We start from the raw sequence: 14,490 nt of genomic DNA on the forward strand, positions 1-14,490 counted from the left end.
GAGTTCTCAAGGAACGGACGCTTCCTTTGTACTCACCCTCGCGGGCTTTCCTCCGGGCTTTCGTTCTGTGTTCTTGCGTTTCCGACTCTATCAGAGCCAGTCTCGCTTGCTTTCCAGGTCCTGCACTTTCGCGCTTTCCCTTTCCGGCGATTCCAACTCTACCAGATCATTTCCGCGCCGTTTCCGGCTTGGATTTGAATTCGGTGACCGTTGGGGGTCTTTGCCTTTCGGCGCTCCGCTACGTTAGCGCTTTCCCCTTGCGGCTCATAATCGGGCCGATCGGCAGGTAATTCGGGCATGCCGAATAGGACCCCGCCAGGGGTAAGTCGTAGGTAGTGGTTTGGCCGCTCTGGGGGTCTGCTGAAGGCAGCGCCCCGTTCAAGCGGCTCGGGCTACGTTAGGCGTCCGGCAGGGCCGAGTCAAGTTGACCGGCGGCGTGGTGCGTGGGCGCGGTAGGGGCTGACCGTGGGGTCTCCCGTGATCCAGTAGCGGTACGGGTGGGCCGCGCCGGCCCCGCCCACTCCCGTACGGGGACCGTTGCTCACCAGGTCGGCCGGTGTGGCCGTACCGGCGAGGAGGGACAGGGGAGAGTCCGGTCCGCCACAGAGGTCGGTGCCGTCGAGGGAGCGGTCGACGTCCAGGGCGGTGGCCAGACGGGCCGGACCCTTGGCCAGTTCACGCGGGTTTCTGGCTGAAAGGCGGCGTTTGGCAGCCAGGTCCGCGCCCAGCGTGACCTCGCCGGCGCGCAGCAGTACGCCGCTCGCGTGGCCGGGAGGGCCGCAGACCAGGTTGAGGCTGAACCACATGCCGTAGATGAAGTAGACGTACGCGTGTCCGGGCGGGCCGAACATCGACGCGTTGCGGGCGGTGGGGCCGCGGTAGGCGTGGGAGCCCGGGTCGGCCTGGCCCTCGTACGCCTCCACCTCCGTGATGCGCAGTTCGAGGGGGCCTTCCGGAGTGCGGCGGACCAGGGTGCGGCCCAGCAGGTCGGGGGCCACGGTGAGGACCGGGCGGTCGAAGAAGGACCGGGGCAGGGGCGTACGGTCGGGACGCGCGCTCATCCGGTCGAGCGTAGTGGAACGCGCGGCCCCGCAACCGGGGCCTAAGGTTCCGCGTGGGTAAGGGGTAGGCGCTCCTGCGTCGCCAGATCCTTCGTACAGGCCTTCAAGGGGAGTTTGAGCATGGGGTTCAGGAAGCTGTTGGCGAGCCTCGGTGCCGGCGGTGCCTCGGTGGACACGGTCATCACCGAGCCGAACGTGGTGCCGGGCGGAATCGTCCAGGGCGAGGTCCGCATCCAGGGCGGGTCCGTGGAGCAGCAGATCGAGGGGCTGTCCGTCGGGCTCCAGGCGCGGGTGGAGGTGGAGGGCGGCGACCAGGAGTACAAGCAGGACGTCGTCTTCACCAAGCAGCGCCTCGGCGGTGCCTTCCAGGTCGAGGCCGGCAAGCTGCACGTGGTGCCGTTCGGGCTGGAGATCCCGGCGGAGACGCCGATCACCCACTTCGGGGGTCAGCACCTGCACGGGATGAACATCGGGGTCAGCACCGAGCTGGAGATCGCGCGCGCGGTCGACGCCGGTGACCTGGACCCGATCAACGTGCACCCGGTGCCGGCGCAGCAGGCGATCCTGGACGCGTTCCGGCAGCTCGGGTTCACGTTCCGCAGTGCGGACATGGAGCGCGGGCACATCCGCGGGACGCGGCAGACGCTGCCGTTCTACCAGGAGATCGAGTTCCTGCCGCCGTCGCAGTACCGGGGGCTGAACCAGGTCGAGCTGACCTTCGTCTCGGACGGGCGCGACATGGACGTCGTGCTGGAGATGGACAAGAAGCCGGGTCTGTTCAGCGAGGGCAGCGACACCTACCGCTGCTTCCAGGTGGGGCTGCAGTCCTACGAGCAGACCGACTGGGCCGCGTACCTGAACCAGTGGATCGCGTCCGTCGGTTCGCAGCGCAACTGGTTCTAGGCTCGGGCCGGTACGCGTTGTCGATCAGGAGGTTCAGCAGTGGTTGAGCAGAGCAGGGCGCCCCTCCCCCACGACTTTCACCCGGAGGTCCCCTCCTTCACCGTGACGAGCGCCGATCTGGCGCCGGGGGCGGAGCTGGGCGAAGGGCAGGTCCTGTCGGGCGGGAACGTCTCGCCCGCGTTGCGGTGGGAGGGCTTCCCCGAGGGGACGAAGAGCTTCGCCGTGACGTGCTTCGACCCGGACGCGCCGACGGGCAGCGGTTTCTGGCACTGGGTGCTGTTCGACCTGCCGGCCTCGGTCACCGAGCTGCCGGCCGGGGCGGGCAGCGGGAAGTTCGAGGGTCTGCCGGCCGGGGCGGTGCACGTACGGAACGACTACGGCACGAAGGACTTCGGCGGGGCCGCTCCGCCGGCCGGGGAGCGGCACCGGTACGTGTTCACGGTGTACGCGGTGGATCAGGAGAAGCTCGGGCCGGACGGGGACGTCTCTCCTGCCGTGGTCGGGTTCAATCTGCGCTTCCACACCCTCGGGCGGGCCCAGCTGATCGGTGAGTACGAGGCGCCGGCGGGCTGATCGTTCGCCGAGCGTTTGCCCGGTCCTGGTCTAAAGACGGCCAGGACCGGGCATTTTTATTGCGTTGTCCCGCGTGGCGCGCGCGGCCAGAGTGGTTCCGGGCCTTGCCGCCAGGGTGGTCGCGGGCCTGCACACGGGAGGTGGGCGAGATGCGGGACACGCTGGTGCTGAATGCGAGCTTCGAGCCGCTGTCGACGGTGACCCTGAACCGGGCGGTGGTGCTCGTGCTCCAGGACAAGGCCGTCGTCGAACAGTCGCATCCCGAGCTGCGTGTGCGCGCGGCCACCATGGAGCTTCCGATGCCGCGGGTGATCAGGCTCTGCCGGTACGTGCGGGTGCCGTTCCGAAGACATGCTCCCTGGTCGCGGAGGGGGGTGCTGGTCCGGGACCAGCACCGTTGCGCGTACTGCGGGAAGCGCGCGACGACCGTGGACCACGTGCTGCCGCGGGCCCAGGGCGGTGGGGACACCTGGCTGAACACGGTGGCCTCCTGTGCCGAGGACAACCACCGCAAGGCGGCCCGGACTCCGGAGGAGGCGGGGATGCCGCTGCTGCGGAAGCCGTTCGTGCCGTCGCCCGCCGACGCGATGCTGCTCGCGCTGGGGGTGGGCGGGCGGGAGCCGCTGCCCGAGTGGCTCGCGCGGTCCGCCTAGTCGTGTGCCCCGTCCGCCGTGGTTCCGGGCGGACGGGGCGACGTATGTCTTCTACGTCTTTCAGCGGAGCAGGAGCTGGGCGATGGCGAGGATGCCGACCGTCACGATGACTCCGCGCAGGACCGTCGGCGAGAGCCGGCGCCCGACCTTGGCGCCTATCTGCCCGCCGATGGTGGAGCCGACGGCGATGAGGAGGACGGCCGTCCAGTCGAAGTCGGCGACGAAGAGGAAGAAGACGGCGGCGATGCCGTTCACGAGGGCGGCGATGACGTTCTTGACGGCGTTGATCCGTTGCAGGTCCTCGTGGAGCAGCAGGCCCATGAGTCCGACGTAAAGCACGCCCTGGGCGGCCCCGAAGTAGCCTCCGTAGGCGCTGGAGAGCAGCATGCCGGTGAGGAGGACGGGGCCGCCGTCTCCTTCTCCGGGGTCGGTGCCGGCGGCTTCGCGGCGGCGGCGCAGGGCCGCGGCGAGGCGGGGCTGGAGGACGACGAGGACGAGGGCCAGTCCGATGAGGACGGGCACGATCGTGTCGAAGGACTCGGAGGGCAGGACGAGGAGCAGGATCGCTCCCGCGAGGCCGCCCACGAGGGAGACGGAGCCGAGGCGCAGGATGCGGGCGCGCTGCCCCTTGAGTTCGTTGCGGTAGCCGATGGCTCCGCTGATGGAACCGGGCACGAGGCCGAGGGTGTTGGAGACGTTGGCGGTGACCGGCGGCAGGCCGGTGGCGAGGAGCACCGGGAAGGTGATCAGGGTGCCGGAACCGACGATGGTGTTGATCGTGCCGGCGCCGATTCCGGCGGCGAAGACCGCGAGTGATTCCCAGACGGACATGGACATGGACGGAGCCATCCCCCTTGCGTGAGCGAGTCGCCTCCCCGCCGTGAAGGTCGAGGGGCCTCACCGATCATGCACGAGGGGGCGGCCGGTTCAGTCGATGGGGGGCTGTTCGCGGCGGTCGGGGCCGCCCGTGTGGTCGTTCGCGCCGCTCTTGCCGGGGTTCTGCGGGTTGAATCCGCTGGAACCGCCGCCCATGGGGCCGAAGTTGCCCATGGCGCCCGAGAGGCCCTTGAGTGCGTCTCCGATCTCGCTGGGCACGATCCAGAGCTTGTTGGCGTCGCCTTCGGCGATCTTCGGGAGCATCTGGAGGTACTGGTAGGCGAGGAGCTTCTGGTCGGCGTCGCCGGCGTGGATGGACTCGAAGACCGTACGGATGGCCTGGGCCTCGCCCTCGGCGCGCAGGGCGGCGGCCTTGGCGTCACCTTCGGCGCGGAGGATGGAGGACTGCTTCTCACCCTCGGCGCGCAGGATTTCGGACTGGCGGACGCCTTCGGCCTGGAGGATGGCGGCGCGCTTGTCGCGGTCGGCGCGCATCTGCTTCTCCATCGAGTCCTGGATGGAGGTCGGCGGCTCGATGGCCTTGAGCTCGACGCGGTTGACGCGGATGCCCCACTTGCCGGTGGCTTCGTCGAGGACGCCGCGGAGGGCCGCGTTGATCTCCTCGCGGGAGGTGAGGGTCCGTTCCAGGTCCATGCCGCCGATGATGTTGCGGAGGGTGGTGACGGTGAGCTGCTCGATGGCCTGGATGTAGCTGGCCACTTCGTACGTCGCGGCGCGGGCGTCGGTCACCTGGTAGTAGATGACGGTGTCGATGTTGACGACCAGGTTGTCCTGGGTGATGACCGGCTGCGGCGGGAAGGGGACGACCTGTTCGCGCAGGTCGATGCGGTTGCGGATGGAGTCGATGAACGGGACGACGATGTTGAGGCCCGCGTTGAGGGTGCGGGTGTAGCGGCCGAACCGCTCGACGATGGCTGCGCTGGCCTGCGGGATCACCTGGATCGTCTTGACCAGGGCGATGAAGACCAGAACCACCAGGATGATCAGGACGATGATGATCGGTTGCATGCGGTTCCCCGTGCCCTTCCGGCTGTCTGTGCTGCCCCGTTGATCGGAGTCTCGCAGACCCGGGGCCTGCGAGCAGGCTGGTTGTCACATCACGACGGCGGTCGCCCCGTCGATCTCCACCACGTCCACGGACTGGCCGGGTTCGAAGCTCATGTCCGCGTCGAGGGTACGGGCGGACCAGATCTCGCCGGCGAGCTTGATGCGTCCGCCGCCCGCGTCGACCCGTTCGAGGACGACGGCGGAGCGGCCCTTCAACGCGTCGATGCCGCTGCGGTGTTGGGGCCGTTGGTCGCGGTGCCGGTTGGCGATCGGCCGGACGACGGCGATCAGCGCGACTGATACGACGACGAAGACCAGGACCTGCGCGACCACCCCTCCGCCCAGTGCCGCCGTGACCGCTGCCGCGACCGCGCCCACGGCGAACATGCCGAACTCCGGCATCGCGGTCAGGACGAGGGGGATGCCCAGTCCGACCGCGCCGATGAGCCACCACACCCATGCGTCGATGTCCACATGGTCATGGTAGGTCGGGTGGGCGCGGTCCGGACAGGGCGCGAACGGTACGGCCGGAAGAGACGGCCTAGCGCAGGGGCAGGCCCTGGGCGGTCCAGCGGTCGTGGTCGTTGCGCTCGACGACCAGCGGGAGGCCGAAGCAGAGCGAGAGGTTGCGCGAGGTGAGTTCGAGGTCGATGGGACCGGCGGTGACGACCTTGCCCTGACGGATCATCAGGACGTGCGTGAAGCCGGGGGCGATCTCCTCGACGTGGTGCGTGACCATGACCATCGAGGGGGCGAGCGGGTCGCGGGCGAGGCGGCCGAGGCGGCGTACGAGGTCCTCGCGGCCGCCGAGGTCGAGACCGGCGGCGGGCTCGTCGAGGAGGAGCAGTTCGGGGTCGGTCATGAGGGCGCGGGCGATCAGGGTGCGCTTGCGCTCGCCCTCGGAGAGGGTGCCGAACTTGCGGTCGAGGTAGTCCGACATGCCGAGGCGGTCGAGGAAGGCGCGGGCGCGCTGCTCGTCGATGTCCTCGTACTCCTCCTGCCAGGTCGCGGTCATGCCGTAGGCGGCGGTGAGCACGGTCTGCAGGACGGTCTGCCGCTTGGGCAGCTTGTCGGCGAGGGCGATGCCGGCCACGCCGATGCGGGGGCGCAGCTCGAACACGTCGGTACCGGGCTTGCCGAGGGTGCCGCCGAGGATGGTGGCGGAGCCCTTGGTGGGGAAGAGGTAGCTGGAGGCGAGGTTCAGCAGTGTGGTCTTGCCGGCGCCGTTGGGGCCGAGGATCACCCAGCGCTCCCCCTCCTTCACCGACCAGGAGACCTGGTCCACCAGAGCCCGGCCCTCGCGGACCACGGATACGTCCACCAGCTCCAGAACATCGCTCATGAGCGTGTTGTCACCCCTTGCAGTCACGGTTCTCTGTGCGCCGGCAGGCGCAGCCCCAGGGGAAAACCTACGCCACTCGGCGGGGGGTCCGGTTCCGGGGCCGGGTGCGGGGGGCGATCCGTAAAGTGGGGGGATGCTTTTCGAACCACGTTCAGGGCGGCTGGCCGCCTGGGGGAACGCGCTGCTGGCCGGTCTGGTGTCGCCCGACGAGGCCGCGTCGTCGATCGTCGGTGAGGACGCCGTGCACCGGGTGTCCGGGCTGCCGGGGGAACCGGGTCCGGTGGGGCTCACGCTGGCGCTCGGCCGGATGCGGGCGCTGGGGGTGAGCGGACTGCGGGTGGCGCTGCCCGCGCCGGGGCATCCGCTGGGGCTGAGCGGGCCGGCGGAGTTCAACGCGCGGGCGCTGGAGGCCGAGGAGGCGGTGGTCGCGGTGGGGGCGGCGCTGGGGCTGGTGCCGGAGGTGGTGGAGGCCGGGCCGACCGGGGACCTGCACGTCTCGGTGACGTGGCACTGCCTGCCCGTACGGGAGGCCCCGCCGGCGGACGTGCCGTCGCTCGGGGAGGCGGAGCGGGAACTGGCGGAGGCGCTGCGCGAGGCGACGGTGGTGCTGACCCGGCTGGACGTGGCGGCGTCGGGGCCGGTGGCGGACGCGGCCCTGTCGGCGTACCGGGCGCGGGCGGAGGCGGGGCGGGACGCGCTGGCTCCGGGGTATCCGCCGCGGGCGGTGCGGGTGCTGGCGCTGGCACAGCGTGTGGACCTGATGGTGTCGCTGGCATACGAAAACGGGCACGGGGGTGCGGTGGCCGCCTCGGAGATGGCGGCGCGGGCGGAGGCGCTGCGGCCGGTGGAGCGGGTGGCCCGGCGGGCCCTGGTGGCGGCGTTCAACTCCGCCGTCGAGGAGCGGGAGCGCGGAGCGTAGGGCTCCGCGTGGGTGGCTCCGCCGGATGGCCCGGGGGGCTTCGGCCGGCCCGGAGGGTCCGGGCACAGCCCGGAGGCTCGGGCACAGCCCGAAGGCTCGGGCACAGCCCGAAGGCTCGGGCACAGCCCGAAGGCTCGGGCACAGCCCGAAGGCTCGGGCACAGCCCGAAGGCTCGGGCACAGCCCAGAGGCTCGGGTAAGGGTCGGAAGGACGGTTTGGGGCGGGTGACGCGGGGGCTCGGCCGGGTGCGATCCGGCTCCCCCGCACCTCGAACGCCTCCAGACCCGGAGGGAGCCGAAGGAGCTGGGAGGGCCCAGCAGAGCCGGAGGCCCCGGCGGAGCCAGAAGACCCGGCGAGGCAGGAACGGTCGGCGCAGCCGGAGCGGGCCGACGCAGCCCGAAAGGGCCAGCGGAGCCAGAGCGGTCGGCGCAGCCGGAAGGCCCGGCAGGGCCGGAGCGGGCGGCGCAGCCGGGGAGCCCGGCAGAGCCGGAGCCGTCGGCGAAGCCGGGAGGGGCGGCAGGGCCGGAGCGGGCGGCGAAGCCGGGAGGCCGGCAGGACCGGAGCCGTCGGCGCAGCCGGGAGGCTCGGCAGGACCGGAGCCGTCGGCGAAGCCGAGAAGCCCGACAGAGCCAGAGCGGGCGGCGAAGCCGAGAAGCCCGACAGAGCCAGAGCGGGCGGCGAAGCCGGGAGGCCGGCAGGACCGGAGCCGTCGGCGCGGCCGGGAGGCCCGGCAGGACCGGAGCCGTCGGCGAAGCCGAGAAGCCCGACAGGGCCGGAGCGGGCGGCGCAGCCGGGGAGCCCGCCGGAGTGGGCGGCGGAGCCGGGAGGGGCGGTAGAGGTAGGGCGGGGTGGGGTGGGGAGTGCTGCGGCCCCGCTTCCCAGGGAGAGGGGGGAAGCGGGGCCGGGGTGGGGCGGGGCGGGTCAGGCGTTCACGCCGGTGTTGCCCCAGGCGCCGTTCAGCAGGCCGATCACGTTGACCGTGTTGCCGACCACGTTCACGGGGACGTTTACGGGGACCTGGAGCAGGTTCCCGGAGGCCACGCCGGGCGAGTGCAGGGCCTCGCCCTCCGCGGACGCACCGCCGTGCGCCGAGGAGACACCGGCGCCGGCGGCGACGAGCCCACCCGCGATCATGGTGACGGCTGCGGCCTTCTTGAAGTTCTTCACGTTCTCGTCCTCCAGTACGTCTGCCGCGACCAGCCGTCGCGGCACGCCATGGAGAACGCCCGCCCGGCGGCGGGGATACGCCATGTGGGCGACATACACCCGACCGTATGAATCTCTGTTGAATCAGAGTCCGTAAAGAAGACGGTCCGATTACTCCGCCATACCGTGCCTGACCGCCCACAACGCCGCCTGCGTCCGGTCCGAGAGGTCCAGTTTCATCAGGATGTTCGAGACGTGGGTCTTGACCGTCTTCTCCGACAGCACCAGGGCCCGGGCGATCTCCCGGTTGGACCGGCCGTCGGCGATGAGCCCGAGGACCTCCCGTTCGCGGTCGGTCAGCGAGCCCGGCCGGCCGGCGCCGGAGGGCTGGTCCTCCTGGGCAAGGAGGACCTCCGCGACTTCCGGCTGGAGCAGGACGTGGCCCGCGTGGACGGAGCGGATGGCTCCGGCCAGGGCGTCGGGGTCGATGTCCTTGTAGACGTATCCGGCGGCGCCGGCCCGCAGGGCGGGGACCACCGTGCGCTGCTCGGTGAAGCTGGTGACGATCAGGACCCGGGCCGGATTGCCCAGGGCGCGCAGCCGCCGCAGGGCCTCGACGCCGTCGGTGCCGGGCATCTTGACGTCCATGAGGATGACGTCGGGCCGCAGCTCCTCGGCGCGGGCGATGCCCTCCTCGCCGTCTCCGGCCTCGCCGACCACCTCTATGTCGTCCTGGACCTCCAGGAACGTGCGCAGGCCGCGCCGGACCACCTGGTGGTCGTCGACGAGCAGGACGCGGATGCGGGCGGGGCCGCCGCCCGGGGTGCCGGTCTCAGCCACCGGGGACCTCCATCTCGATCGTGGTGCCCTCGCCGGGCTCCGAGTGGACCTCCAGCCGGCCGCCGGCCCCGCTCGCCCGGTCCCGCATGGACACCAGGCCGAGGTGGCGGCCCGCCTTGCGGACCGTGGAAGGGGAGAAGCCGCGGCCCCAGTCCCGCACGCGCAGGACCGCTCCGCCGGCCGGGGTCCGCACGAGGGCGACCTCGACGCGGTCGGCGCCGGAGTGCCGCAGGGCGTTGTGGAGGGCTTCCTGGGCGACGCGCAGGACGGCTTCCTCCTGGGTCGCGGGCAGGGCCCGTACGCCGTCACAGGTGAAGGTGACGCTCGCGGTGTGGGCGCGGTCCAGGACGCGGACGTGGTTGCGCAGGGTCGCGACGAGCCCGTCCTCGTCCAGCGCGGCGGGGCGGAGCTCGGTCACGGCGGCGCGCAGTTCGTCGGCGGCCTCGGCGGCCAGGACGGCGACCTGGTGGAGCTCTCCCTTGGCCCGGGCGGGGTCGCGGTCCACGAGGGCCGCGGCGGCCTGGGCGGTGAGGCGCAGGGAGAACAGCTTCTGGCTGACGGCGTCGTGCAGCTCGTGGGCGAGGCGGGAGCGTTCCTCGGCGATGGTGAGCTCGCGGCTGCGCTCGTAGAGGCGGGCGTTGGTGAGGGCGATGGCCGCGTGCTGGGCGAGGAGGGAGAGGAGCTCCTCGTCCTCGTCGGTGAAGCCCTCGCCGCCGGAGCCGCAGCGCCCGCCGTCGCCACGCCCGTCCTCGCCACGCCCGTCGCCGCCGCGCCCGTCGCCGCGCTTGTTGGCGAGGAAGAGGGCGCCGAGGGTCTCCTCGCCGTCCCGGATGGGCATCCCGAGGAAGTCGGACATGTCGGGGTGGGCGGCGGGCCAGCCCCCGAAGCGCGGGTCCTCGCGTACGTCGGCCAGGCGCTCGGGGGTGTCCTCGTGGAGCATCGCGGCGAGGACGCCGTGCTGGCGGGGCAGCGGGCCGATGGCTCGCCACTGTTCCTCGCTGATGCCGTCCACGACGAACTGGGCGAAGCCCCCGTGGTCGTCGGGGACGCCGAGGGCGGCGTACTCGGCGCCGAGCAGCTCGCGGGCCGAGGCGACGATCGTGCGCAGGACGTCCTGGACCTCCAGCCGGCGGCTCATGGCGAGCAGCGCGGTACTGACGGCCGCGAGCCCGGTGCAGGGTCCGTAGTACATGGGGTCACCGTACCGGCGGCCCTGACCTGCGGGATCGGTCCTCGGGCCTAGGCCCGGGGACCGGGGGCGTACGGCGGAGGGAGGGGGCCGGGGGCGCCGGGGTCTGCCTGGGGGACGAGGGTGGCGGGGGGCGGATCATCCTCAGGGAGGAGTTTCGTCACCCTTTGCATTGCTGGTGCAACTCTGGGCGAGACCGTTACGTGGCCGATGTGAGCCCGGGCATAGGACGCACATCACTTACGAAGCCCGATAGTGGACGCATAAAGACGGCATCAGCTCGGTCGCGCCTAGCGGCATGTCCGTCATTGCCGGTTCTGTCGGGCGGCCTGATCCACTAAGCGGGATCGTACGTCACACCTTTGCCATGCGTTTTTGCCACCGCTAAGAATGTCGACGTCGCACAGCGCCGCGGATCCCGGATCCACGCGGCGCTTTCCTGCGGCTCCCGCTATTCGAAGAGGTTGCCCCGCCATGTCTGCTTCCAGCACTCCCGGTCACAGTCGTCTGACGAAGGCACACAAGCTGTCCGTTGCCGGTGTCGCCACGCTCGGTGCCGCCGCGCTCGCCTTCTCCCTCGTCCCGGCCGGTGCCGCGGAGACGGAGGCGGTGACGATCAACGCCGCCCCCGTGGCGTGGACCCCGTCGGTACAGCAGCACCTCGGCGCGCAGCAGGCGGTCGCGAGCAAGGTGGCGAAGGACGCGGCGGCCGCGAAGGCCAAGGCCGAGGCCGACGCCAAGAAGGAGCGCGAGAAGAAGGCGGCCGCGAGCCGGTCCGCCACCCGCACCCCGGTCTTCGCGAACAACCTGGACGGCTGGATCAAGGAAGCGCTCTTCATCATGAAGCGCGAGGGCATCCCCGGCACCTACCAGGGGATCCACAAGAACATCATGCGTGAGTCGAGCGGCAACCCGCTGGCGATCAACAACTGGGACATCAACGCCCAGAACGGCATCCCCAGCAAGGGTCTGCTCCAGGTCATCCTCCCGACCTTCAAGGCGTACCACGTCAAGGGCACCAAGTTCGACCAGTACGACCCGGTCGCGAACATCGTCGCCGCCTGCAACTACGCGGCCGACCGCTACGGCTCGATGGACAACGTCAACAGCGCCTACTGAGAGCGCGGACGTCGGCAGGACCCCCATGCGCCTCGGGGCGGCACCCGGTACTCCGGATGCCGCCCCGAGGCGTTTTCGCGTGTGCGCGGGGTTCCCGCCGCGTGGCGTTCCCGCTACTTGCCGGCCCGCATGACCTCGGGCTCGTGGCGGCGCAGCAGGCGCTGGACCAGGAAGCCGCAGGCGATGCCGAGGAGCAGCAGGACGGTGATGTTCAGGCTCCACTGGCCGACCGTGGCGTCCCAGAGCGGGTCGGTGTTGGTCGGGTTGTCGCGGTCCCACGGCGGCATGAGCTTGCCGAGGTTCAGCGTGGTGCCGGCGGCGGCGACCGCCCAGCGGGACGGCATCAGCCAGGCGAACTGCTCCAGGCCCGGGGAGTCGTAGACCTGGAAGAGGATGCCGGTGAAGACGACCTGGACGATCGCGAACATGACCAGCAGGGGCATGGTCTTCTCGGCGGTCTTCACCAGCGAGGAGATCACCAGGCCGAACATCATCGAGGTGAAGCCCAGCGCGATGACCGACAGGCACAGCTCGACGGCCGGCGGCATCAGCAGGCCCTCGGTGGGCAGGTCGCGCGGGAAGAAGCCGATCGCGCAGATGACGACGCCCTGGATGGCCGTGATGACGCCGAGGACGATCACCTTCGACATGAGGTACGCGGACCGGGACAGGCCGGTCGCGCGTTCACGCTCGTAGATGACGCGTTCCTTGATCAGTTCTCGGACCGAGTTCGCGGCGCCCGAGAAGCACATGCCGACCGCGAGGATCAGCATGATCGTGCCGGCGTCGCCGTTGAACTGGGACGGCGGCTTCGGGGGCGCGAGGCCGAAGGTCGCGGGGATGACCGTGGAGACCACGCCCAGGACCGCGGGCAGGATCAGCATCAGGCCGATGAAGCCCTTGTCGGAGGCGATCACCGAGACGTAGCGGCGGATCAGCGTCCAGAGCTGCGAGCCCCAGCCCTGGGGCTTGGGCGGGCGCATCTGCTGCGGCGACGGCATGGCGACCGACTGCGGGGCGACCGCGTCGATGTCGGCGGCGTAGAGCTGGTAGTGCTGCGAGCCCTTCCAGCGGCCGGCCCAGTCGTAGTCGCGGTAGTTCTCGAAGGCGGAGAACACGTCGGCCCAGGTGGTGTAGCCGAAGAAGTTCAGCGCCTCGTCCGGCGGGCCGAAGTAGGCGACGGAACCGCCGGGGGCCATGACCAGCAGCTTGTCGCAGATGGCCAGCTCGGCGACGGAGTGGGTGACGACCAGGACGGTGCGGCCGTCGTCGGCGAGGCCGCGGAGCAGCTGCATGACGTCGCGGTCCATGCCCGGGTCGAGGCCGGAGGTCGGCTCGTCCAGGAAGATCAGCGAGGGCTTGGTGAGCAGCTCCAGGGCCACGGACACGCGCTTGCGCTGACCACCGGAGAGCGAGGTGATCTTCTTGTCCTTGTGGATGTCGAGCTTGAGCTCGCGCAGCACCTCGTTGATGCGGGCGGCGCGCTCGGACTCGGCCGTGTCGCCGGGGAAGCGGAGCTTGGCCGCGTACTTGAGGGCGGTGCTGACCTTCAGTTCCTTGTGCAGGATGTCGTCCTGCGGGACCAGGCCGATGCGCTGGCGGAGCTCCGCGAACTGCTTGTACAGGTTGCGGTTGTCGTAGAGGACGTCACCCTGGTCGGCGGGCCGGTAGCCGGTGAGCGCCTTGAGGAGGGTCGACTTGCCCGAGCCGGAGGGGCCGATGACGCCGATGAGGGACTTCTCCGGGACGCCGAAGGTGACGTCCTTGAGGATCTGCTTGCCGCCGTCGACGGTCACCGTGAGGTGGCGGGCCGAGAAGGAGACCTCGCCGGTGTCGACGAACTCCTCCAGCCGGTCGCCGACGATGCGGAAGGTCGAGTGGCCGACGCCGACGATGTCGTTGGGGCCGAGCAGCGCGGTACCGGACTTGGCGAGCGGCTGACCGTTGACGTAGGTGCCGTTGTGGCTGCCGAGGTCGTGGATCTCGAAGCGGCCGCCGGGCATCGCGCGGAACTCGGCGTGGTGGCGGGAGACCTGGAGGTCGGAGACGACCAGCTCGTTCTCCAGCGCGCGGCCGATGCGCATGACGTGGCCCAGCGAGAGCTGGTGGAACGTCGTCGGGCTGCGGTGGTCGCTGTAGCCGGGGTTCGGTGCGGCCTGCGCCGGGCCGCCCTGCTGCTGCGGCACGTGCGGCTGCTGGTGCTGCGGCTGCTGGTGCTGCGGCTGGGCCTGGTGCTGCTGTTCCCACTGCTGCTGGACCGGGGCCTGGTACGCCGGGGCCTGCTGGTGCGCCTGTCCCTGCGCGGCCGGGACCTGGTACGCCGGGGCCTGCTGGGCGGCGGCGGCCGGGGCGGCGGCGCTGAGATCCAGCCGCGGACCGTCGGTCGCGTTGCCCAGGTGGACCGGCGTGCCGGGTACGAGTTCCGTCTGCTGGACCCGCGCACCGTGCACGTACGTGCCGTTGGTGCTGCCGTGGTCCTCGATGCCCCAACCGCGGCCGTTCCAGCTGATGGTGGCGTGCCTCCAGGACACCCGGGCGTCGTCGATCACCACGTCTCCCTGGGGATCGCGCCCCAGCGAGTACGACCTGGACGGATCGAGCGTCCAGGTCCTTCCATTCAATTCCAGTACGAGTTCCGGCACTCCAGCCCCACTTAAGTCCCCCGAGAATCCCCCTGACGTCAGGGAGTCTAGGGATGGCGAACATCCGGGGGAACTATTTCAGGCCTGCGGCCACATGTGGAATCGGGGCCTCGCCGGGGTGTCGACGGCTGTCCGCCGACGGGGTCGAAAGTCACCCGG

14 protein-coding genes are annotated in these 14,490 nt (G+C 70.8%); 5 read left to right on the forward strand and 9 right to left on the reverse strand.

Annotated features, from left to right (window positions below):
- Positions 1 to 419: 419 nt before the first annotated feature.
- Positions 420 to 1,061: a DNA-3-methyladenine glycosylase gene (locus ABZZ17_RS27250; protein ID WP_356879532.1), complete on the reverse strand. Its 642-nt coding sequence runs from the start codon at positions 1,059 to 1,061 to the stop codon at positions 420 to 422.
- A gap of 120 nt (positions 1,062 to 1,181) precedes the next feature.
- Between ABZZ17_RS27250 and ABZZ17_RS27255 the strand changes: the two genes are divergently transcribed.
- From ABZZ17_RS27255 to ABZZ17_RS27265, 3 genes are all read left to right on the forward strand, one after another.
- Complete coding sequence (locus tag ABZZ17_RS27255; RefSeq protein ID WP_356879534.1) at positions 1,182 to 1,964, forward strand: sporulation protein; 783 nt, start codon at positions 1,182 to 1,184, stop codon at positions 1,962 to 1,964.
- A 39-nt stretch (positions 1,965 to 2,003) separates the two neighbouring features.
- Entirely contained in the window at positions 2,004 to 2,537 is a 534-nt protein-coding gene (locus ABZZ17_RS27260) for a YbhB/YbcL family Raf kinase inhibitor-like protein (RefSeq protein WP_356879536.1), read from the forward strand.
- 149 nt (positions 2,538 to 2,686) lie between these two features.
- Positions 2,687 to 3,190: an HNH endonuclease gene (locus ABZZ17_RS27265; RefSeq protein ID WP_356879538.1), complete on the forward strand. Its 504-nt coding sequence runs from the start codon at positions 2,687 to 2,689 to the stop codon at positions 3,188 to 3,190.
- A 60-nt stretch (positions 3,191 to 3,250) separates the two neighbouring features.
- On the opposite strand, the gene ABZZ17_RS27270 is transcribed toward ABZZ17_RS27265, so the two are convergent.
- The 4 genes from ABZZ17_RS27270 to ABZZ17_RS27285 form a co-directional block, all read right to left on the reverse strand.
- Positions 3,251 to 4,027 carry a sulfite exporter TauE/SafE family protein gene (locus ABZZ17_RS27270; protein ID WP_356879540.1) on the reverse strand — a complete coding sequence of 259 codons (777 nt, stop codon included), beginning with the start codon at positions 4,025 to 4,027 and terminating at the stop codon, positions 3,251 to 3,253.
- Between the two features lie 90 nt (positions 4,028 to 4,117).
- Entirely contained in the window at positions 4,118 to 5,095 is a 978-nt protein-coding gene (locus ABZZ17_RS27275; RefSeq protein ID WP_356879542.1) for an SPFH domain-containing protein, read from the reverse strand.
- Positions 5,096 to 5,179: 84 nt separating this feature from the next.
- Complete coding sequence (locus ABZZ17_RS27280; RefSeq protein WP_356879544.1) at positions 5,180 to 5,608, reverse strand: NfeD family protein; 429 nt, start codon at positions 5,606 to 5,608, stop codon at positions 5,180 to 5,182.
- Positions 5,609 to 5,675: 67 nt separating this feature from the next.
- Positions 5,676 to 6,476, reverse strand: coding sequence for an ABC transporter ATP-binding protein (locus tag ABZZ17_RS27285; protein WP_356879546.1), 801 nt, complete (start codon positions 6,474 to 6,476; stop codon positions 5,676 to 5,678).
- Positions 6,477 to 6,609: 133 nt separating this feature from the next.
- Here ABZZ17_RS27285 and ABZZ17_RS27290 point away from each other — a divergent pair, with 133 nt between their 5' ends.
- Positions 6,610 to 7,395, forward strand: coding sequence for a hypothetical protein (locus ABZZ17_RS27290; RefSeq protein ID WP_356879548.1), 786 nt, complete (start codon positions 6,610 to 6,612; stop codon positions 7,393 to 7,395).
- Positions 7,396 to 8,316: 921 nt separating this feature from the next.
- Here ABZZ17_RS27290 and ABZZ17_RS27295 read toward each other — a convergent pair.
- The 3 genes from ABZZ17_RS27295 to ABZZ17_RS27305 form a co-directional block, all read right to left on the reverse strand.
- Positions 8,317 to 8,562 (reverse strand): chaplin, encoded by a 246-nt coding sequence (locus tag ABZZ17_RS27295; protein WP_356879667.1) that lies wholly within the window; start codon positions 8,560 to 8,562, stop codon positions 8,317 to 8,319.
- Between the two features lie 150 nt (positions 8,563 to 8,712).
- The gene (locus tag ABZZ17_RS27300; RefSeq protein WP_356879550.1) at positions 8,713 to 9,381 is read right to left on the reverse strand and encodes a response regulator transcription factor; all 669 of its coding nucleotides are present in this window, start codon (positions 9,379 to 9,381) and stop codon (positions 8,713 to 8,715) included.
- Complete coding sequence (locus tag ABZZ17_RS27305; RefSeq protein ID WP_356879552.1) at positions 9,374 to 10,573, reverse strand: GAF domain-containing sensor histidine kinase; 1,200 nt, start codon at positions 10,571 to 10,573, stop codon at positions 9,374 to 9,376. The genes ABZZ17_RS27300 and ABZZ17_RS27305 overlap by 8 nt, the downstream gene beginning before the upstream one ends.
- A 471-nt stretch (positions 10,574 to 11,044) precedes the next feature.
- Here ABZZ17_RS27305 and ABZZ17_RS27310 point away from each other — a divergent pair, with 471 nt between their 5' ends.
- Positions 11,045 to 11,689, forward strand: coding sequence for a transglycosylase SLT domain-containing protein (locus ABZZ17_RS27310; protein WP_356879554.1), 645 nt, complete (start codon positions 11,045 to 11,047; stop codon positions 11,687 to 11,689).
- Between the two features lie 113 nt (positions 11,690 to 11,802).
- Here the strand turns inward: ABZZ17_RS27310 and ABZZ17_RS27315 are convergent, their stop codons facing one another.
- Complete coding sequence (locus ABZZ17_RS27315; RefSeq protein ID WP_356879557.1) at positions 11,803 to 14,331, reverse strand: FHA domain-containing protein; 2,529 nt, start codon at positions 14,329 to 14,331, stop codon at positions 11,803 to 11,805.
- Positions 14,332 to 14,490 lie beyond the last annotated feature (159 nt).

This window comes from Streptomyces sp. NPDC006512 (genome assembly GCF_040611935.1).
Taxonomy (GTDB): Bacteria; Actinomycetota; Actinomycetes; order Streptomycetales; family Streptomycetaceae; genus Streptomyces.